The 17,536-nt window shown below is 65.0% G+C and carries 16 protein-coding genes; 11 read left to right on the top strand and 5 right to left on the bottom strand.

From position 1 onward, the window contains the following. Positions 1-102 precede the first annotated feature (102 nt). Positions 103-990, bottom strand: a complete 888-nt coding sequence (locus DNK49_RS04585; RefSeq protein ID WP_110523152.1) for a transporter — start codon at positions 988-990, stop codon at positions 103-105. 452 nt (positions 991-1,442) lie between these two features. Here DNK49_RS04585 and DNK49_RS04580 point away from each other — a divergent pair, with 452 nt between their 5' ends. The 10 genes from DNK49_RS04580 (at position 1,443) to gstA (ending at position 11,023) form a co-directional block, all read left to right on the top strand. Beyond that, a complete protein-coding gene (locus DNK49_RS04580) occupies positions 1,443-2,453 on the top strand; it encodes a thiamine pyrophosphate-dependent dehydrogenase E1 component subunit alpha (RefSeq protein WP_110523151.1) in 1,011 nt (336 codons plus the stop codon). Positions 2,454-2,469: 16 nt separating this feature from the next. Then, on the top strand, positions 2,470-3,504 hold the full coding sequence (locus tag DNK49_RS04575) for an alpha-ketoacid dehydrogenase subunit beta (RefSeq protein WP_110523150.1): 1,035 nt from the start codon (positions 2,470-2,472) through the stop codon (positions 3,502-3,504). An 18-nt stretch (positions 3,505-3,522) separates the two neighbouring features. Continuing rightward, positions 3,523-3,768, top strand: coding sequence for a lipoyl domain-containing protein (locus DNK49_RS04570; RefSeq protein WP_110523149.1), 246 nt, complete (start codon positions 3,523-3,525; stop codon positions 3,766-3,768). A 3-nt stretch (positions 3,769-3,771) separates the two neighbouring features. After that, positions 3,772-4,482 (top strand): dihydrolipoamide acetyltransferase family protein, encoded by a 711-nt coding sequence (locus DNK49_RS04565; protein ID WP_110523148.1) that lies wholly within the window; start codon positions 3,772-3,774, stop codon positions 4,480-4,482. After that, positions 4,482-5,252: a lipoate--protein ligase family protein gene (locus DNK49_RS04560; RefSeq protein WP_110523147.1), complete on the top strand. Its 771-nt coding sequence runs from the start codon at positions 4,482-4,484 to the stop codon at positions 5,250-5,252. The genes DNK49_RS04565 and DNK49_RS04560 overlap by 1 nt, the downstream gene beginning before the upstream one ends. Before the next feature lie 66 nt (positions 5,253-5,318). Further along, on the top strand, positions 5,319-5,903 hold the full coding sequence (locus DNK49_RS04555; protein ID WP_243632236.1) for a twin-arginine translocation signal domain-containing protein: 585 nt from the start codon (positions 5,319-5,321) through the stop codon (positions 5,901-5,903). A gap of 35 nt (positions 5,904-5,938) precedes the next feature. Next, on the top strand, positions 5,939-7,513 hold the full coding sequence (locus DNK49_RS04550; RefSeq protein ID WP_110523146.1) for a GMC family oxidoreductase: 1,575 nt from the start codon (positions 5,939-5,941) through the stop codon (positions 7,511-7,513). Between the two features lie 70 nt (positions 7,514-7,583). After that, positions 7,584-8,195: a VOC family protein gene (locus tag DNK49_RS04545; protein WP_110523145.1), complete on the top strand. Its 612-nt coding sequence runs from the start codon at positions 7,584-7,586 to the stop codon at positions 8,193-8,195. 213 nt (positions 8,196-8,408) lie between these two features. Next, complete coding sequence (locus tag DNK49_RS04540) at positions 8,409-10,343, top strand: sigma-54-dependent Fis family transcriptional regulator (RefSeq protein ID WP_110523144.1); 1,935 nt, start codon at positions 8,409-8,411, stop codon at positions 10,341-10,343. A 74-nt stretch (positions 10,344-10,417) separates the two neighbouring features. Continuing rightward, complete coding sequence (gene gstA / locus DNK49_RS04535) at positions 10,418-11,023, top strand: glutathione transferase GstA (RefSeq protein WP_110523143.1); 606 nt, start codon at positions 10,418-10,420, stop codon at positions 11,021-11,023. A 42-nt stretch (positions 11,024-11,065) separates the two neighbouring features. Here gstA and DNK49_RS04530 read toward each other — a convergent pair whose 3' ends face one another. The 4 genes from DNK49_RS04530 to DNK49_RS04515 all read right to left on the bottom strand — a co-directional run bounded on the left by DNK49_RS04530 (position 11,066) and on the right by DNK49_RS04515 (position 15,287). Then, entirely contained in the window at positions 11,066-11,404 is a 339-nt protein-coding gene (locus tag DNK49_RS04530; protein WP_110523142.1) for a zinc ribbon domain-containing protein YjdM, read from the bottom strand. Positions 11,405-11,509: 105 nt separating this feature from the next. Next, entirely contained in the window at positions 11,510-13,072 is a 1,563-nt protein-coding gene (locus DNK49_RS04525; RefSeq protein WP_207806884.1) for an MFS transporter, read from the bottom strand. A 152-nt stretch (positions 13,073-13,224) separates the two neighbouring features. Beyond that, complete coding sequence (locus DNK49_RS04520) at positions 13,225-13,470, bottom strand: VF530 family protein (RefSeq protein WP_110523141.1); 246 nt, start codon at positions 13,468-13,470, stop codon at positions 13,225-13,227. Positions 13,471-13,478: 8 nt separating this feature from the next. Further along, entirely contained in the window at positions 13,479-15,287 is a 1,809-nt protein-coding gene (locus DNK49_RS04515) for an ABC transporter transmembrane domain-containing protein (protein ID WP_110523140.1), read from the bottom strand. A 228-nt stretch (positions 15,288-15,515) separates the two neighbouring features. Here DNK49_RS04515 and DNK49_RS04510 point away from each other — a divergent pair, with 228 nt between their 5' ends. Beyond that, positions 15,516-17,534 carry a TonB-dependent receptor gene (locus tag DNK49_RS04510; protein ID WP_110523139.1) on the top strand — a complete coding sequence of 673 codons (2,019 nt, stop codon included), beginning with the start codon at positions 15,516-15,518 and terminating at the stop codon, positions 17,532-17,534. Positions 17,535-17,536: the final 2 nt, after the last annotated feature.

Here is a 17,536-nt window from a genome sequence, read left to right as displayed (position 1 = left end):
CAGCTTTCTTGCCTGAGCCCAATGCATGACGCCGCCGGTCGCAAGACCCGGCGGCGTCATGCATTGGAGCCGGTCGCCACCCGGGAGCGGCGACCGGGCGTTTTACCAGGCGTAGGCGTACTTCAGATTGAAGCTGTTGGTCATGCCATGATCCTCACCGCTGACGCCACGTGAGTAGCGCACGGTAATCGACTGATTGCCGTAGTAACTGAACATGACCCCGATACCGGCCGTCGTTTCACGGCTGGCCGCCACCTTGACCCCGGTTGCTCGATTGGTCCATGAACCCTGACGTTCATAGTCAAGCGCGATGAAGGGCTGAACCGCATCGCTGAGCTTGTAACCCACGCGGTGGTTGGTGTGGAACACGGTCGCCGGCCGCGCATCGGCGGCAGTGGATTCGCCAAAGAACACGAAGCCGGCGTCGGCGGTGTAGCTGAAGCGCTGGAACTGGACATCCCAGAACAGGCTGGACAGGTTCTTCCAGACATCGCCACCGCCCACATCCTTGTTGCCCACCGGAATCTGGAAGAAGGTCTGAAAGCCGAGGGTGGAGTTCGGAGTTGGCTTGTACCAGATCGCCGGACCGGTCAGCGGATCGCCCAAGCCGCTGTTCGACGTATTGGTGGCGTCGTTGCTGACGCCAACCTCGGGCAGGATCACCTCGTAGGCCAGGCCGATGTTCGGGTTCGACTCCGGCGTCCAGAAGCGCACGTACTTGGACATGCCGACGATGGTCCGCGTCTTTTCCGCCGCGCGTCGGTCATCGCCGCGACTGTCCCATGCGCGTGAGCCGTTCTGGAAGGTGGCGTACTGCACGAATACGTTGAACGGCTTGAAACCCACCGGCAGGTCGTATTCGTGCGGTCCGATCACGTCCAGGGTGACCTGGGCCTGGGCTGGCAATGCCACGGCCAGCGCAGCACACAGGCTGGACAGGGCAAGGACACGCTTCGGGGCCCGACGCGATTGAGGAAAGGGGGTGTGCATGGGTGTCTCCTTTTGTTTTGGTGCGGATCATCAGGTTCGATATCGCGGCCATCACGCTGACCGTTCCCGGTGCAGCGGTGCCCACGTACCGAAGCTGCTCATTGCACTTTCGGTGCCATGAAGCCGCTCCTTTCCAAATCAATGCCTTAGCGCCAGACACCCGCAACACCCGGGTCGCAACTGTTGCGCCCCGCCTGCGACAGGTGTCGCTCGCGCTGCGACAGTCTTTCGCCCGCCGCAGCGACAGCGGGACCCGCCCCTTGTGTGACCTGAGCAACCATTCTCTTTATTTTCAATACCCTGCAAGCACTCCAATACAGCCGGCGCAACGGTGGCATCGAAGTTGCGATGTCAGCCTCAGACGCAGTGGCAAGGCAGAGCAGGCTGAGCGCCCCGCTCCCACCTATGACCGCAGCGCGAACACCACCCATCGACGAGGAGGCGTTGCAGCGATGCAAGCGACAACTGAACAATTGCTGTGGATGTACGAAAAAATGGTCGAGATCCGGGAGTACGAGGAGACCATGGCCAAGGTCTATCTCGAAGCCAAGCTCCCGCCAAAGATCCAGAAGGGACTGGCCTTCGACATCGGCGCCGGTCCGGTGCCCGGCGAAATGCACCTGGCTGCCGGCCAGGAACCGGTGGCCGTCGGGGTATGCGCCCACCTGCGCCGCGACGACACCGTGGTCGGGGCTCACCGCCCACACCATTTCGCCATTGCCAAGGATGTGGACCTGAACGCAATGACCGCCGAGATGTACGGCAAGGCCACCGGCCTGGGTCGTGGCAAAGGCGGCCACATGCACCTGTTCGACCCGGCGGTGAAGTTCTCCTGCAGCGGCATCGTCGGGGCGGGCGCACCGCAAGCCTGCGGCGCCGCGCTGGCGGCAAGGAAGCTGGGCACCGACGCGGTGGCGATTGCCTTTTTTGGCGAGGGCGCGGCGAATCAGGGCGCCTTCCATGAAGCGCTGAATCTTGCTGCGCTGTGGAAGCTGCCGGTGGTGTTCGTGGTCGAGGACAACAAGTACGGCATCTCGGTGGAGAAGTCCGCCTCCACCGCGATCGCGTCGAACGCAGACCGCGCGGTGGCCTACGGCATGCCAGGCGTGCTGGTCGAGAAGAACGACGCGGTGGCAGTGTTCGAAGCCGCTGGCGAGGCGGTGGCGCGCGCGCGCCGCGGCGAAGGCCCGACCCTGATCGAGGTCAAGACCGACCGCTACTACGGCCACTTCCAGGGCGACCCGGAAACCTACCGCCCCAAGGGCGAAGCAAAAGCCCTGCGCCAGCACGACCCCATTCCCGCGCTCGGCGCCCTGCTGCGCAGTCGCGACCTGCTCGACGACGAATCAGATGCTGCACTGCGCACCCGTGTCTCGGCACGCGTCCAGGCCGCCTACGACTTCGGTCGCAACAGCCCCTATCCGGAACCGCAGGACGCGCTGCTGCACGTCTTCGCCGACTGACCCCCAGGAGATCCGCATGAGCACGACCACTACCACCCGCCGCCTGACCATGGCGCAGGCGATCTCGGAAGCCACTGCGCAGGAGATGGCGCGCGATCCACGCGTCTTCGTCATGGGCGAGGACGTTGGCAAGTACGGTGGCATTTTCAGCGCCACGACCGGGTTGCTCGAGCAGTTCGGCCCGGAGCGCGTGATGGACACGCCAATTTCCGAAACCGGCTTCATGGGCGCGGCCCTCGGCGCCGCGGCTGAAGGGTTGCGGCCGATCTCGGAGCTGATGTTCGTCGACTTCTTCGGCGTCTGCTTCGACCAGATCTACAACCATATCGCCAAGAACCACTACATGTCGGGCGGCGCCTGCAAGTACCCGCTGGTGATCACCACCGGCATCGGCGGCGGCTACAACGATGCCGCACAGCACTCTCAGTGCCTGTACTCGATCTTCGCCCACGTACCTGGCCTGAAGGTCGTCGTGCCGTCGAATGCCTATGACGCCAAGGGCCTGATGACCACCGCAATCCGCGACGACAACCCGGTGATCTTCCTCTATCACAAGGGCATCATGGGTTTGAGCTGGATGTCCTATTTCGAGGGCAGCACCAACGAAGTCCCCGAAGCGCAATACACCATTCCCTTCGGCGAGGCCTGCGTGGTGCGCGAAGGCAGCGACGTGACCATCGTGACCCTGTCGCAGATGGTGCAGAAGTCGATGCTGGCCGCCGACCAGCTCGCCACCGAGGGCATCTCGGCCGAAATCCTCGACCTGCGCACCTTGGTCCCGCTGGACCGTGCCGCGGTACTCGCTTCGGTGGCCAAGACCGGGCGTCTGCTGGTCGCGGACGAGGACTACCTGAGCTACGGGCTGTCCGGCGAAATCGCCGCACTGGTGGCGGAGAACCTCGACACCCTGCGCCTCAAGGCACCGGTGCGCCGCCTTGCGGTGCCCGACGTTCCCATTCCCTTCAGCCATCCGCTGGAGCAGTTCGCCATTCCACAGGTGGACAACATCGTCGCCAGCGTGCGCGGGCTGATGACTTTCAAACTCGATTGACCCTTCAGGAGACACAACATGACAGACATCATCCTCGACGACGCGGTGTGGGCCGACGTCGATGAAGGCACCGAAGCCCTGCTGCAGGAATGGCAGGTGAAGGAAGGCGATCGCGTGGAGGCCGGTCAGGTGCTGGCCGTTGCCGAGCTGGTGAAGACCAGCCATGAGGTCTTCGCGCCCGCGGCAGGCCGTATCGTCAGGCTCAAGGTCGCCGAGCAGGACACCTTTGGCCGCGGCGCCGTACTCGCCGAGCTGGAGGCCTGAGCCATGACCACGAGTGTGGCGACCCACCCTCCAGGCGCCAGTGCAGCGGCACGCCAGACCGTGCCGCTGACCGGCCTGCGCGGCGCCATTGCACGCAACATGACGCAGGGCTGGCAGGCACCCCGGGTGGCGCATTCGGTGGACGTGGACCTGAGCCGCGTCGAGACCCTGCGGGGCGAACGTGCCGCTGCCGGCGACAAGCTCAGCCTCAATGCCTTCGTGCTACATGCGGTCGCTCAGGCACTGCGCGCCCATCCCCGCCTGAACGCACTGATCCGCGAGAAGGAGGTGGAGCTGATCGACGACATCAACATTGGCGTCGCAGTCGCGCTGGACGACGGCCTGATGGTGCCGGTGATCCGCCATGCCGACACCAAGCCGGTATCGGTGCTCGCTGCCGAAACCCGACAGCTCGCTGAAGGCGCCCGTGCCGGCGCCCTGACCGGCGGCGCCTACCAGCGCGGGACGTTCACCGTGACCAACCTGGGCAGCACCCCGATCGACCGCTTCAGTCCGGTACTCAACCCACCGCAGGTCGGCATCCTGGGGGTTGGCCGCACCCGTCAGCAAGCCGTGGTGAAGGACGGTGCCGTGGTCGCAGCCCCGGTCGTCAACCTGACCCTGGTGTTCGACCACCGCGCGGTGGATGGCTACCCCGCGGCCCTCTTCCTCGGCGAGATCGCGCGCCGGCTGGAACAGGCGGAGTTCGACTGATGCCCAGCGTTGCCCTCGCCCCTTCCGGCACGCGTCAGCGTACGACAGGCAGTTGCAGCGCGCTGACACTGGCCCATGCAACCGCCGAGCAGGACTGGAACACGCGCCAGCTTGCCGCACCGGTGACCGCACCGCGCGTACGCGTGTGGGCCTACCCGGTGCCGGGCGTGGTGTTCGGTTGCGCCCAGGCGGTGCTGCATGACGAAGCGGTGCAGGCAGCGCGCACCCAATGCGAGCTGGTGCAACGCCGTGCGGGTGGCGGCGCCGTACTGACCGGTCCCTGGATGCTGTCATCCTCGGTGGTCCTGCCGCCTCACCACCGCCTGCTGGCCGGCGGTACCGTCACCAGCTATCGCTGGCTGGGCATCCTTCATGCCGGCCTGCTGCGCGACTTCGGCATCGCCGCGCATGCACTGGCGCCGGACGAACTGGCCCGGCGTCAATCCGACCCCGCCCTGGCCTGGGCCTGCTTCGGCGGCCTGTCGCCATGGGAAGTGATTGCCGATGGCCGCAAGCTGGTCGGGCTGGCACAGCTGCGCCGTCAGCATGGCGTGCTGTTGACCACCGGCACCCTGCTCCAGCGCCCGGACTGGTCCTTGCTGTGCCGCGCCCTCGGCCGCCCGGATGAGGACGTCGCCCGGCTCGACGCCGCCACCACCTCCTGCGCCGACCAGCTTGGCACCCCGATCCATATCGAAACCCTGGCCGACGGCCTGCAGCAAATGCTGACCGACGTCCTTGGTGAGTGCGAGGAGGAGAACGGCACCTGACACCGCACCACCCCCGATTCCGCAGAGAACCGGCCAAACGGCCTGAATAACAGCAAGGAGACAACCATGAGCAATACCTCATCGCGCCCACCGATGCGCGTCATTGAAAAACGCGTCACCCTCTCCCGTCGCGGCTTCCTCAAGGGGGGTGGCATGGCCGCCCTGGGTGTCGGCGCACTGTCCACCGCCACCCTGATGATGCCGGCCGATGAAGCCCTGGCCGCCAACTTCAAGGTACTGGGCGCCGCCAACGGCAAGACCCTGCTGCAACTGGCACGCGACATCTTCCCGCACGACCGTATCTCCGACCGCTACTACCTGCAGGCGCTCGAGCCACTGGAAGCGCAAGCGGCACAGGACGACAAGCTGAAGGCCTTGCTGACCGAGGGCGTGGCCGCGCTGGACCGGCTGGCAAAGCTGCGTTTCAAGAAGGCCTACACCGAACTGCCCAAGGAAAGCGACCGCCTCAGCCTGCTCTACGTCATCGAGCACGGCGCCTTCTTCCAGAAGGTGAAGGGGCACCTGGTCACCGGCTTCTACGACAACAAGGCGGTGTGGCCACTGTTTGGCTACGAGGGCTCGTCCTGGGAGAAGGGCGGCTACATCAACCGGGGCTTCGACGACATCGACTGGCTCGACAACGACGCCTGAAACCGGGCCCCCGATAACACCAAAGGAGACAAACCATGAAAGCGAAATTCTCGCTGGACGATGACGGCGTAGTGGTGATCATCGGCTCGGGCGCCGGCGGCGGCACCCTGGCCGACGAACTGACCCAGCGCGGGGTGAATGTGGTCATCCTCGAAGCCGGCAAGCACTACACCCAGGCCGACTTCGAGAACGACGAGTGGGCCATGTTCAAGAAGATCTCATGGCTGGACAAGCGCATCTCGGCTGGCGGCTGGCATCACACCGAAACCTATCCCAACCTGCCGGCGTGGATCGTCAAGGGTGTGGGCGGCTCGACCATGCACTTTTCCGGCCTGGCGCTGCGCTTCCTGCCGCACGACTTCAAGACTCGCAGCACCTACGGCGAGGTCAAGGGCGCCAACGTGATCGATTGGCCGATCAGCTACGACGAGCTCGCCCCCTACTACGACATCGCCGAACGCAAGATGGGCGTGGCCGGCACCAAGGCCAGCGGTCTGCCGGAGATGCCGCCCAACAACCACTACAAGGTGATCGCGGCCGGCGCGAAGAAGGTCGGCTACAAGGACATCAGCCGGCCGGTCGCCTCCAACACCCGGCCCAACGATGGTCGCCCGGCCTGTCAGCAGATCGGCTTCTGCATGCAGGGCTGCAAGATCGGCGCCAAGTGGTCGACGCTGTACTCGGAAATTCCGCGCGCCATCGAGACCGGCCGGGCCGAACTGCGTCCGCAGAGCATGGTGCTGAGGATCGAACACGACAAGTCGGGCAAGGTCAGCGGTGTGCTCTACGCCGACAAGGACGGCCGCCAGCACCTGCAGAAGGCGCGCGTGGTGTGCGTGGCCGGCAACTCGATCGAGTCGCCAAGGCTGCTGCTGAACTCTGCCTCCAGCCTGTTCCCCAACGGTCTGGCGAACTCCTCCGGTCAGGTCGGCAAGAACTACATGAACCATACCACCGCCGCCGCCGTGGCGATCCACAAGGGGCCGGTGTACATGTACCGTGGCTTCGACATTGCCGCGGTGATCTCGGACGAGGCGCAGCTCAACCCCGACCGCGGCTTCCTGGGCGGCTATCACCTTGAAGGCCTGGCGCTGCATCTGCCCTTCACCGCCGCCTTCATGAAGCCCGGAGGCTGGGGACGCGAGGTGACGTCGGCGCTGGAACAGTACGACCACATGAGCTGCGTATGGGTGTGCGGCGAAGACATGCCGCAGGAAGAGAACGGCATCACCCTGCACCCGACCGAGAAGGATCAGTACGGCCTGCCCATCCCCATCGTCACCAAGACCGACCACACCAATGACGCGGCAATGCGCCGTCATGGCCTGGCGGCCTGGCGCAAGGTGTCGGAGGCGGTGGGCGCGACCCGGGTGATCGACATGCCGCCCTACCCGGCCAGCCACAACATGGGGACCAACCGGATGAGCGCCAACGCCCGCGACGGCGTCCTGAACAAGTGGGGTCAGACCCACGACATCAAGAACCTGTTCGTGTCCGACGGCAGCCAGTTCACCTCCAGCTCGGCGGCCAATCCGACGCTGACCATCGTCGCACTGGCAGTGCGCCAGGCGGAGTACATCGCCGGCGCCATGCAACGCCGCGAAATCTGACCCACTTCACCCCGGCGGTCCGGCCAACGCTGCCGGACCGCGCTTCATCAACATCAAGGAGACACCCACCATGCCACGCCCCCTGTTCCAACGCCTGTGCGCCACGCTCGCCTGCGCCGCCACCCTGGCAGGCGCTACCGCAACCGCGCATGCCGCGCCGATTCCCGGCATGCGCGGCATGCAGCACATCGGCATCACGGTGCCCAACATGAAGGAAGCGGTCGCCTTCTTCAAGGATGTGCTGGCCTGCGAGCCGTCCTTCACCTTCGGTACCTTCAAGTTCGAGGACGACTGGATGAGCCGCCATCTCGACGTGCATCCGCGCGCCGTCATCAGTGACTTCCAGATGGTCCGCTGCGGTAACGGCACCAACCTCGAGGTATTCGAATACAGCTCGCCGGACCAGAACCGGCGCGGCCCGCGCAACAGCGACATCGGCGGACATCACCTTGCCTTCTACGTCGATGACATGGACGCCGCCGTCGCCGCGCTCAAGAGCAAGGGCGTCCGCGTACTCGGCACACCAAGCACCTTCACCGAAGGGCCCGCAGCCGGCCTGACCTGGGTCTACTTCCTGTCACCCTGGGGGCTGCAGCTGGAACTGGTCAGCGCGCCCAAAGGCATGGCCCATGAAAAGGACCTGAAGCGCAAGCTGTGGGATCCGCGCTTCCCCGAAAAGTAAGCCCGATGTCCCCGGACACCGCGGGTCCGGGGGCCACGATCCAGATGCCTGACTCCCTCCTCCAGGCGTTTTTCCGGGGTGTGCCTGACCGCCACCCCGCCTTTTTTCTTGAGTCGCCGTCGAGGGAGGAGTAACTTGTACCGTTACACGCAGAGACCGATACACGGTCCGCAACCGGGCAGGGTGATCACACCGCCTGCAGGAGGAGACAAGATGCTGGCCCCATCCCAGCGGGAACATATCGACAATGTGCTCGCCGTATCCCAGACCGGCGCCGCCGCATCCGACCCGATCCACAGCTCGTGGGTCCGTTGCGTGCGCGATTACGGCCTTGACCCCTGTCGGCCGACGCGCGCCCATATCGTCGAACACGCGCAACTGCGCGAACACAAGGACCAGATCGAAGAGTTCCTCGGTGTTGCCCGGACCGGCATGGAGCAGCTGTACAAGCGCATGGCCGGCATTGGCTATGTGCTGCTGCTGACCGACGCGCACGGCATTGCGGTGGACTTCATCGGCAACGATGCCTGGGCGCGCGAACTGAAGCAGTCGGGCCTGTATCTGGGTGCAGACTGGAGCGAAGTGCGCGCGGGCACCTGTGCGGTCGGCACCTGCATCGTCGAGAAGGCCCCGATCACGGTCCACCACACCGATCATTTCGACGCCACCCACATCAGCCTGACCTGCAATGCCGCACCGCTGTTCGACCCCACCGGCGGCTTTCTCGGCGTGCTCGACGTTTCCGCACTCACCTCCCCGTCGCCGCGCGAAAGCCAGCATCTGGCCCTGCAGATGGTGACCATGTATGCGCAGATGGTGGAGGATGCCAACTTCCTGCGCTACTTCCGCGACCGCTGGGTGCTGCGCCTGGGGTCGGCATGGTCGATGGTGGATGTGGCCGGCGAGATCATGCTCGCCTTCGATGGCGACGGGGTCATTGTCGGCACCAACAGTGGCGCACGCCGGGCACTGCGTCCGCTACGTAACGGGCCGGGCGCGGACACACTGATCGGCCGTCCGCTGAGCGACGTGTTCCGCGAAGGCATGGATGCCATCTGGCGGATTGCCCGAGCCGGCGCCAGTGCAGACCGGAGTGCACTGTCCACCGGCAGTGGCGAAGTCTATTTCGGCACCGTCCAGGCACCGCGGGTCACTCCACAGCGGATCATGCCGTCCACCGCCGACACCCCCTGCGCGCCTGCACTCGAACGTCTGGCCGGCGATGATCCGCAGATGCAGCGCCTGATCAGCCAGGCCTCACGTCTGGTCAATCGTCCGGTCAACATCCTGGTCCACGGCGAGACCGGCACCGGCAAGGAAGTGCTGGCCAAGGCCCTGCACGAGTCAAGCAGTCGCAGCAGCAAGCCTTTTGTTGCGGTCAACTGCGCTGCCATTCCCGAATCGCTGATCGAAAGCGAACTCTTCGGCTATACCGCCGGCACCTTTACCGGTGGCCGCAGCAAGGGCATGCGCGGATTGATCCAGCAGTCCGACGGCGGCACCCTGTTCCTGGACGAAATCGGCGACATGCCGCTGCATCTGCAGACCCGGCTGCTGCGTGTGCTGGCCGAGCGCGAAGTGCTGCCGCTCGGTGCAGAAAAGCCGGTGCCGGTCAGACTGACCGTGGTGGCAGCCTCGCATCGCGACTTGCGCAAACTGATTGCCGAAGGACGCTTCCGCGAGGACCTGTATTACCGGCTGTGTGGCGCCATCCTGTACCTGCCGCCGTTACGGGAGCGCCTCGACCGCGACTACCTGATCGAGCGCCTGCTGGCAGCCGAAAGCGCGGAACTCGACAGCCGGGCCCGGCTGGATCAGGCCGCACATGCCGCACTGCTGTCCTACGACTGGCCGGGCAATGTACGCCAGTTGCGCAACGTGCTGCGGTTTGCGCTTGCGGTATGCGACGGCACCACGATCAACATCGAGGACCTGCCCGCAGAGTTGATGACCCGCATCGAGCCTTCTCCCGTACCGGACGCATCCGCCCCGATCGCCCGCACCCACGATGAAGCGTCCGTGCTGCAGGCCGCCCTGCGCCGGCAACGCTGGAACGTCACCGCGGTCGCAGCCGAACTGGGCATCTGTCGGGCCACCGTCTATCGCCAGATGAAGCGTTACGGCATCGTGCCGCCCAACCAGGCCTGACGCACACCCCACTGCCCGGCACCCGGTCAATTCGTCATAATCCCGCTTCCCCAACCACCTCGAGAAAACGTGCGATGAAGCTCTACCTGAAGCCCGGCGCCTGCTCACTGTCACCCCACATCATCCTTGAGGAATGCGGCCTTCCACATCAGCTCGAGACCGTTGACCTGCAGACCAAGCTCACGGCCAGCGGCGCGGACTTCCTGCAGATCAACCCAAAGGGCTACGTACCGGCACTGCAACTGGACGACGGCACCTTGCTGACCGAAGGCCCCGCGATCGTGCAGTATCTCGCCGACCAGGTGCCGGACAAGAAGCTCGCGCCACCCAACGGCAGCCTCGAGCGTTACCAGCTGCAAGGCTGGCTGACCTTCATCGGTACCGAGCTGCACAAATCATGCTCGCCCTTCTTCAACCCCAACGCCAGCGCGGACTGGCGCGCGGCAGCCATGGCCAACCTGGAGCGCCGCCTGGCATATGTCGCGCAGCATCTTGAAAACCGCAACTACCTGATGGGTGCCGACTTCAGCGTGGCCGATGCCTATCTCTACACCGTGCTGAGCTGGATGAAGTTCGTCCAGCTCGACCTCAGCCGCTGGCCCGCCATTACCGCCTTCCAGGCCCGCGTCACCGCGCGCCCGGCCGTTCAGGCTGCACTGAAGGCCGAAGGGCTGATCTGATCCCTGCCCGGCAGGTTGCCACCCTGCACGGGTGGCAGTCGGTCAGGCCTTCCTGACGAACTCCGACTTCAACTGCATCGCGCCAAAGCCGTCGATCTTGCAGTCAATGTCGTGATCGCCATCGACCAGGCGGATGTTCTTGACCTTGGTGCCAACCTTGACCACCGAGGACGAGCCCTTGACCTTCAGATCCTTGATCACGGTCACGCTGTCGCCATCCTGCAGCACATTGCCGTTGGCATCGCGCACCACCTTCACCTCATCGGCCACCACCGCAGCAAGCTTGGGCCATTCGTGAGCGCACTCGGGACAGACGAAGTTGTCGCCGTCTTCGTAGGTATATTGGGACGCGCACTGCGGACAGGCGGGCAGGGTGCTCATGCGAACTCCTTGAATCGACGCGGACCATCGCCCGCCGGAAAAGAGGCCGCACTATACGCCCCTGCTGCGAGCAGGGGAAATACCGCAACCAGGCACGGACGATGCTCAGTGCTGGCGCCCCGCCTGTCCGTCCACCGCAACCGGACTGCGACGCAGAAACACCGCTGCAATCACTGCCGTCGCCACCATGATCACCGCACCGATGACCGCATTCACGTGAAGCGCTTCAGAAAACGCGTTGCGGGCTGCATTCAGCAAGGCCTCAGCAAGTGGCGGCGGGAGCTGCTGCACCGCACCCAGGGCGCCGCCCAGGGTATCGACGGCCGCTGCGGCCAGCATGGGCGGCAGCTCCGCAGGCAGGGTGTCGAGCATCTGGCGACGGTAGACCGCGGCCCCCACGCTACCAATGATGGCGATACCCAGGGCCATGCCAAGTTCGGATGCGGTCTCCGACGTCGCTGCGGCCGCACCGGTCTTGGTCGGTGGTGCTGCACCGACAACCAGATCGGTGCCCAGGATCATCATCGGCATCACCCCGACCCCCATCAGCAGCGCCCCACCCACCAGCAACCATACCGAAGCCGGCCCGCCGACAAGCATCATCGCAACGAATCCGGGCAGCGCCAGCAACAGACCGGCACTGACCAGCTGCGCAGGCGGAAAGCGGCGTGCCAGCCGCGGCACCCACATCGATGCGGCCACCTGCATCAGCGCGGGCGGCAACATCACAATGCCGGCCTCCAGCGGCGACAGCCCCAGCACGCCCTGCAAGTACTGGAAGATCATCAACCAGGTGCCCGACAGCGCCAGGATGGTCAGCAACATTGCCGTCACCGACGCCGAGAAACCACGGTTTGCAAACAAGGCCAGATCGAACATCGGCTGCGCGAGACACCGCTGACGACGCACGAACAGCACACCGATCACCACGCCAAGGGCGATCGCCCCACCTGCCAGCAGGCTGACTCCGTCGCGCGCAATCGACTTGATGCCGAAGATCACCGTCAGCATCATCGTCACGCATTGCAACGCACTCGGCAGATCCAGCGCACCGGCTGCCTCGTCACGGAACTCCGGCAACAGCAACGGGCCGGCGATCAGCAACACCAGCATCACCGGCACCCCCAGCAGGAACACCGCCCCCCACGGAAAGAACTGCAACAACGCACCGCCAACCAGGGGACCGATGGCGCTGCCGACAATGAAACCGGTCATCCACACCGTGATCGCCACGGTCCGCTCGCGCTCGACATGAAACATGTTGCGGATCAGCGAGAGCGTGGACGGCATCAGGGTCGCGCCAGCGATGCCCAGCAGCGCACGGGTGACGATCAGCATGCTCGCGCTGGTCGACATCGCCGCCAGCACCGAGGCCACACCAAACGCAAACGCCCCCGCCAGCAACAGCCGTCGCCGGCCAATACGATCGCCCAGGGTGCCCATGGTGATCAGGAAGCCCGCAATCATGAAGCCGTAGATGTCGAGTATCCACAGCAACTCGGTACTGCTCGGCTGCAGGTCTGCACTCAGATGCGGCGCCGCCAGATGCAGCACGGTCATGTCCAGCGCGAGCAGCAAGGTGGGCAGCACCAGCACGGCCAGCCCCCACCATTCCCGACGGGTCGCGGGACGGGGTGAAACATTGGAAACAGCAGAAGACATCGACATCGATGGAACCTGAAACGAATCGCCGATTATCGCGCCGGGATCATGACAATGCCACCATCGAAAATCTCCACAACCCAACAAAAGGATGCTCGGGCTTGGCGCCGCTGCTTGTCTGGCCCCGATGCGGGAGCTTGATGATGCGCGCCTCCAGCTCAGCGACGGTACGTAGTGGTTGTGCCACCGGTCTCCACCATCTCCACATACAGCGCCTCCACTTGCTCACGCGCCCACGGCGTGCGACGCAGGAACTTCAGGCTGGATGCAATGCTGGGATCGTGGGTGAAGCAGCGGATCGACACCCGACGGCCGAGTTCAGCCCAGCCGTGGTGCTCGACCAGGGCCGTGAGCAGGCGCTCGAGGGTGATGCCATGCAGGGGGTTGTTGGCTTGAGTAGACATGAAAGACCTCAATGATCGAGCTGCAGCGCGGCCAGGCGCGCGTAGAGCCCGCCCTGGCGACGCAGGTCTGCCGGGGTACCGACTTCGACGATGCGCCCGCCATCGAGCACGACGATACGATCCACGCGCTGCACGGTGGCCAGGCGGTGGGCGATGATCAGCGTGGTGCGACCCTGCATCGCCACGTCCAGTCCGCGTTGCACCAGGATCTCGGATTCAGCATCCAGCGCACTGGTCGCTTCGTCGAGCAACAGCAGACGGGCGTTCTTGAGGATGGCGCGGGCAATCGCGATGCGCTGGCGCTGACCACCGGACAGCCGCGTGCCACGCTCACCCAGGAAAGTGTCATAGCCCTCCGGCAGACGGGCGATGAAGTCGTCCGCACCGGCCGCCCTTGCCGCTGCGCGCACCGCATCGTCGTCCGCATCGGGGCGACCGTAGCGGATGTTCTCCAGCGCGCTGGCAGAGAAGATCACCGGATCCTGCGGCACCAGCGCAATATCGCCGCGCAATGCACCCAGCGCCAGGCTGCGGATGTCCTGGCCATCGATCAGGATGGCCCCGGCGGAAATCTCGTAGTAGCGCAGCAACAGCTGGAACAGGCTGGTCTTGCCCGCCCCCGACGGCCCGACCAGAGCCACCCGTTCACCTGCGGCAATCTCCAGACTGATGTCGTCGAGCGCACGGGTCTGCTGACGTGCAGGATAGGCAAAGCCGACGTGGTCGAACCGGATCGTCATCTGCGGCGGACGGCGCGCGGGCTGTGCAAGTGCCGGCTCGCGGATCGCGGGTTCGGCATGCAGCAGTTCGAGCAGCCGGCCGGTGGCACCGGCCGCGCGCATCACGTCGCCCCACACCTCGGCCAAGGTACCGGCCCCTCCGGCCACCAGCGCCGCATACAGGACGAAGGCCGCCAGCTCGCCACCGCTGAGGCTGCCGGCCCGGACCTGCTGGGCGCCGACCCAGAGTACGAAGATGATCGTACCCATCACCGCCGCAATGATCATTGCCGTCAACGCCGCACGCACCCGGGTACGGCGGATGGCGGTGGCAAAGCCGGTCTCGCAACGTTCGGCGAAGCGACCCGCCTCGCGCGCCTCCTGGGTGAAGGCCTGCACCGTGGGCATGGCGTTGAGGATCTCGCCAGCCAGCGCCGAGGCATCGGCAATGCGGTCCTGCGACTCGCGTGACAGCCGCCGCACGCGGCGCCCGATCAGCACGATGGGCAAGGCCAGTAAGGCCATCAAGCCGAAATTGAGCGCGAACAGGCTGAAACTGGTGATCGCCAGCATCACCATGCCACCCACGAACTGGAACAGGCTGCGCAAGCCCATCGAGACCGAACTGCCGACCACGGTCTGGATCAGCGTGGTGTCGCCGGTCAGGCGCGACAACACCTCACCCGTCTGCAAGGTCTCGAAAAACTGCGGCGACTGCTTCAGCACCCGTGCATACACGGCGCTGCGCAGGTCCGCCGTCACCCGCTCTCCGATCCAGGATACGGTGTAGTAGCGCGCCGCCACCACCACGCCCCAGAACGCCGCCAGCGCGAACAGCAGCAGGAAGTGGCCATCGAGCGCCCCGGCAGGCGCCTGGCCGCCGGCACTGCCAAACCCGAAATCGATCAGATCGCGAAACGCCAGCGGTACCAGCAGCAAGGTGGCCGAACCAAGGCACAGCAGCACAAAGGCCAGCGCGATGCGTGCGCGATAGGGGCGCAAGAAGGGCAGCAAGCCACGGAGTGAGGACACCTGGCGCGCCGGCGCGACATCGGGCGCGGCGGCAAGCGTTGGAGCGGTTTGGGCAGTTTGGGGCATGGCCGATTATCGTCGATCCACCCGCCGCTGTCCCGGACCATGACTGCCAGCAAGCCTTGCGCATCGCCAGTCAACACGGCAACACATCGTCCACCTCGTGCGCAAGGCGCGCGGGCGGGGCCGTTCTGCTGGGGCAAATCCGGAACGAAAGAACCGGGTATGAAGTTTGCTAAAAGCCTCATACAATAAATCATACGAATTTTTTTAACGTTCACACTAAACACGCACATGGCCTCCAACCGTTCCGCCTTGCGGGTGAAATCCTGTTACGCCATCCTGGTCGCCAGTCTGGGCCTCGGCCCCGCCGCTGCTCACGATGGTCGCGAAGCGGCGCTGGCCAGCATTGAAGTCAAGGGCCAGGCCATGGCCGGTGGCAGCGCCACCTTCACCAGCACCCGGCTGGAAACCGACGACATCCGTGCGCGCGGCGTCAATCAGGTGCAGCAGTTGTACCGTCAGGTGCCGGGTATGGACATCCGCGGCCTCGGCCTGACCGGTGTCGCCGACTCCATCGTACTGCGCGGTTTTGGCGGCGGCGGCCACGGAGGCGATATCGCCTTCAGCGTCGATGGCATTCCACTCAACGAAGCGATGTCGCACGCTGACGGTTATGCCGATCTCAACGTCATCGTGCCGCTCGAGTTGCGCACCATGACGGTGCGCAAGGGCCCGGTTTCGGCGCTGTACGGCAACTTCAACCGCGCCGGCAGCGTCGAGCTTGAAACCCGCAAGGGGGGCGAATACCGCGAGGTCGACCTGGCCACAGGCAGCTTCGGCACCGTCGATGCGCAGACCGCACTCGGCATCAAGCTGTCCGACACTCAGCATCTGAATCTGGCCGCGCAGCGATGGCGCAGCGATGGCTTTCGCGAGCAGTCCGATTCGTGGCGCGGTACGCTGGCCGGACGCTGGAGCGTGGATCTGACCGGTGGTCTGCGCATTGCGCTGTCGGCCCGGGTACACAAGGCCGAGGCAGATAACCCCGGTTACCTCAACAAAGCCCAGTTCAAGGCGGACCCCTACGCCAAGGCGGCGGGCGTGCAGAACGATGGGGCCGAGAAGAACTTCGCCACATTCCGCACCGACATTCATTACGCGATCAACGACGAACTGAAGCTGCTCGGCTTTGCTTACGCCACCCGGCAGGATTTCAGCCGCTGGTTTACCCGACCGGTCAGCGGCGTGATGCGCCAGCGCGAGGAAAGCTATGACCGCAAGGTCGAAGGCGCTGGCCTCAACCTCAACGGACACCACCACAACGGTATTCCACTGCACTGGGTGGCGGGCATCGAAGGTTTCCGCGAATCCACCGACTACGAATATTACGACGGCCTGAACAACCGCCGCCGCGTCACACCGGCCGCCAACGACCGCAACTCCCGCCTGAACAGCCTGTCGATGTTCGGCGAGGCAGAAGCGGTGGTGCACGCCTTGTTCAAGCCCAGCGTCGGCATCCGCTGGGATCGCTTTACCGGCAAGTGCTCTTTCAACGGCCCCGAAACCGACACCTCGCCCTGCATACGCATGGCCCCGGTCGAACACACCTCACCCAAATTCGGTGTGCGCTCGGAAGTGGCCAGAGGTATCGAACTGCGTGCGAGCTGGGCTGAGGGTTTCGCGCTGCCGAGCAACTTTGCCAAGTACGCGCTGGGCGCCGCCGATCTCGATCCCAATGTGTTCCGCCAGACCGAAATCGGCACCCGCATCACTGCACTGCCAGGACTGGTCATCGACCTGTCGGCCTACCGCATGAAGTCGTCCGACGAGATCCGTACCGTGTCGCCCGGCGTGTATGAGAACTTCGGCAACACCCGCCGCACCGGTTACGAGCTCGAGCTCAACTGGCTGGCGCACGACGACCTCGACTTCCGCCTCGCACTGGGTACCGCCGACTCGAAGATCACCCGCAACGGCAATGCGGCGCTGGTCGGCAACCGGGTCACCGGTGTGCCGCGCCACACCGCCACGCTGGAAACCAACTGGCGTCCCCTGCCGGGCTGGCAAGGCACGCTGACCTGGCAAAGCATCGGCCGCTACGAAGTGGATGCCGCCAATACCCAGCACTACGGCGGCTATGACGTGCTCGACCTGCGCCTGGCCTACACCCCCGCGGGCAATCAGCCCTATACGCTGTACGCCGCCATCGACAACCTGACCGACCGCGAATACGCCACCGCCGTCAATACCATCGGCTACGCCTCGGGTGCGCCCCGCACCTTGCGTGTTGGTGCCCAATTCAGCTTCTGATC

Source organism: Parazoarcus communis SWub3 = DSM 12120 (genome assembly GCF_003226565.1).
In the GTDB taxonomy this organism is placed as follows: domain Bacteria; phylum Pseudomonadota; class Gammaproteobacteria; order Burkholderiales; family Rhodocyclaceae; genus Parazoarcus; species Parazoarcus communis.
This window is presented reverse-complemented; position numbering and strand designations above follow the sequence as displayed.

Bases quoted from the DNA above. Each gene is read 5' to 3' on its own strand.
- DNK49_RS04585 (WP_110523152.1), bottom strand. From the start codon at position 990: ATGCACACCCCCTTTCCTCAATCGCGTCGGGCCCCGAAGCGTGTCCTT.
- DNK49_RS04580 (WP_110523151.1), top strand. From the start codon at position 1,443: ATGCAAGCGACAACTGAACAATTGCTGTGGATGTACGAAAAAATGGTC.
- DNK49_RS04575 (WP_110523150.1), top strand. From the start codon at position 2,470: ATGAGCACGACCACTACCACCCGCCGCCTGACCATGGCGCAGGCGATC.
- DNK49_RS04570 (WP_110523149.1), top strand. From the start codon at position 3,523: ATGACAGACATCATCCTCGACGACGCGGTGTGGGCCGACGTCGATGAA.
- DNK49_RS04565 (WP_110523148.1), top strand. From the start codon at position 3,772: ATGACCACGAGTGTGGCGACCCACCCTCCAGGCGCCAGTGCAGCGGCA.
- DNK49_RS04560 (WP_110523147.1), top strand. From the start codon at position 4,482: ATGCCCAGCGTTGCCCTCGCCCCTTCCGGCACGCGTCAGCGTACGACA.
- DNK49_RS04555 (WP_243632236.1), top strand. From the start codon at position 5,319: ATGAGCAATACCTCATCGCGCCCACCGATGCGCGTCATTGAAAAACGC.
- DNK49_RS04550 (WP_110523146.1), top strand. From the start codon at position 5,939: ATGAAAGCGAAATTCTCGCTGGACGATGACGGCGTAGTGGTGATCATC.
- DNK49_RS04545 (WP_110523145.1), top strand. From the start codon at position 7,584: ATGCCACGCCCCCTGTTCCAACGCCTGTGCGCCACGCTCGCCTGCGCC.
- DNK49_RS04540 (WP_110523144.1), top strand. From the start codon at position 8,409: ATGCTGGCCCCATCCCAGCGGGAACATATCGACAATGTGCTCGCCGTA.
- gstA (WP_110523143.1), top strand. From the start codon at position 10,418: ATGAAGCTCTACCTGAAGCCCGGCGCCTGCTCACTGTCACCCCACATC.
- DNK49_RS04530 (WP_110523142.1), bottom strand. From the start codon at position 11,404: ATGAGCACCCTGCCCGCCTGTCCGCAGTGCGCGTCCCAATATACCTAC.
- DNK49_RS04525 (WP_207806884.1), bottom strand. From the start codon at position 13,072: ATGTCGATGTCTTCTGCTGTTTCCAATGTTTCACCCCGTCCCGCGACC.
- DNK49_RS04520 (WP_110523141.1), bottom strand. From the start codon at position 13,470: ATGTCTACTCAAGCCAACAACCCCCTGCATGGCATCACCCTCGAGCGC.
- DNK49_RS04515 (WP_110523140.1), bottom strand. From the start codon at position 15,287: ATGCCCCAAACTGCCCAAACCGCTCCAACGCTTGCCGCCGCGCCCGAT.
- DNK49_RS04510 (WP_110523139.1), top strand. From the start codon at position 15,516: ATGGCCTCCAACCGTTCCGCCTTGCGGGTGAAATCCTGTTACGCCATC.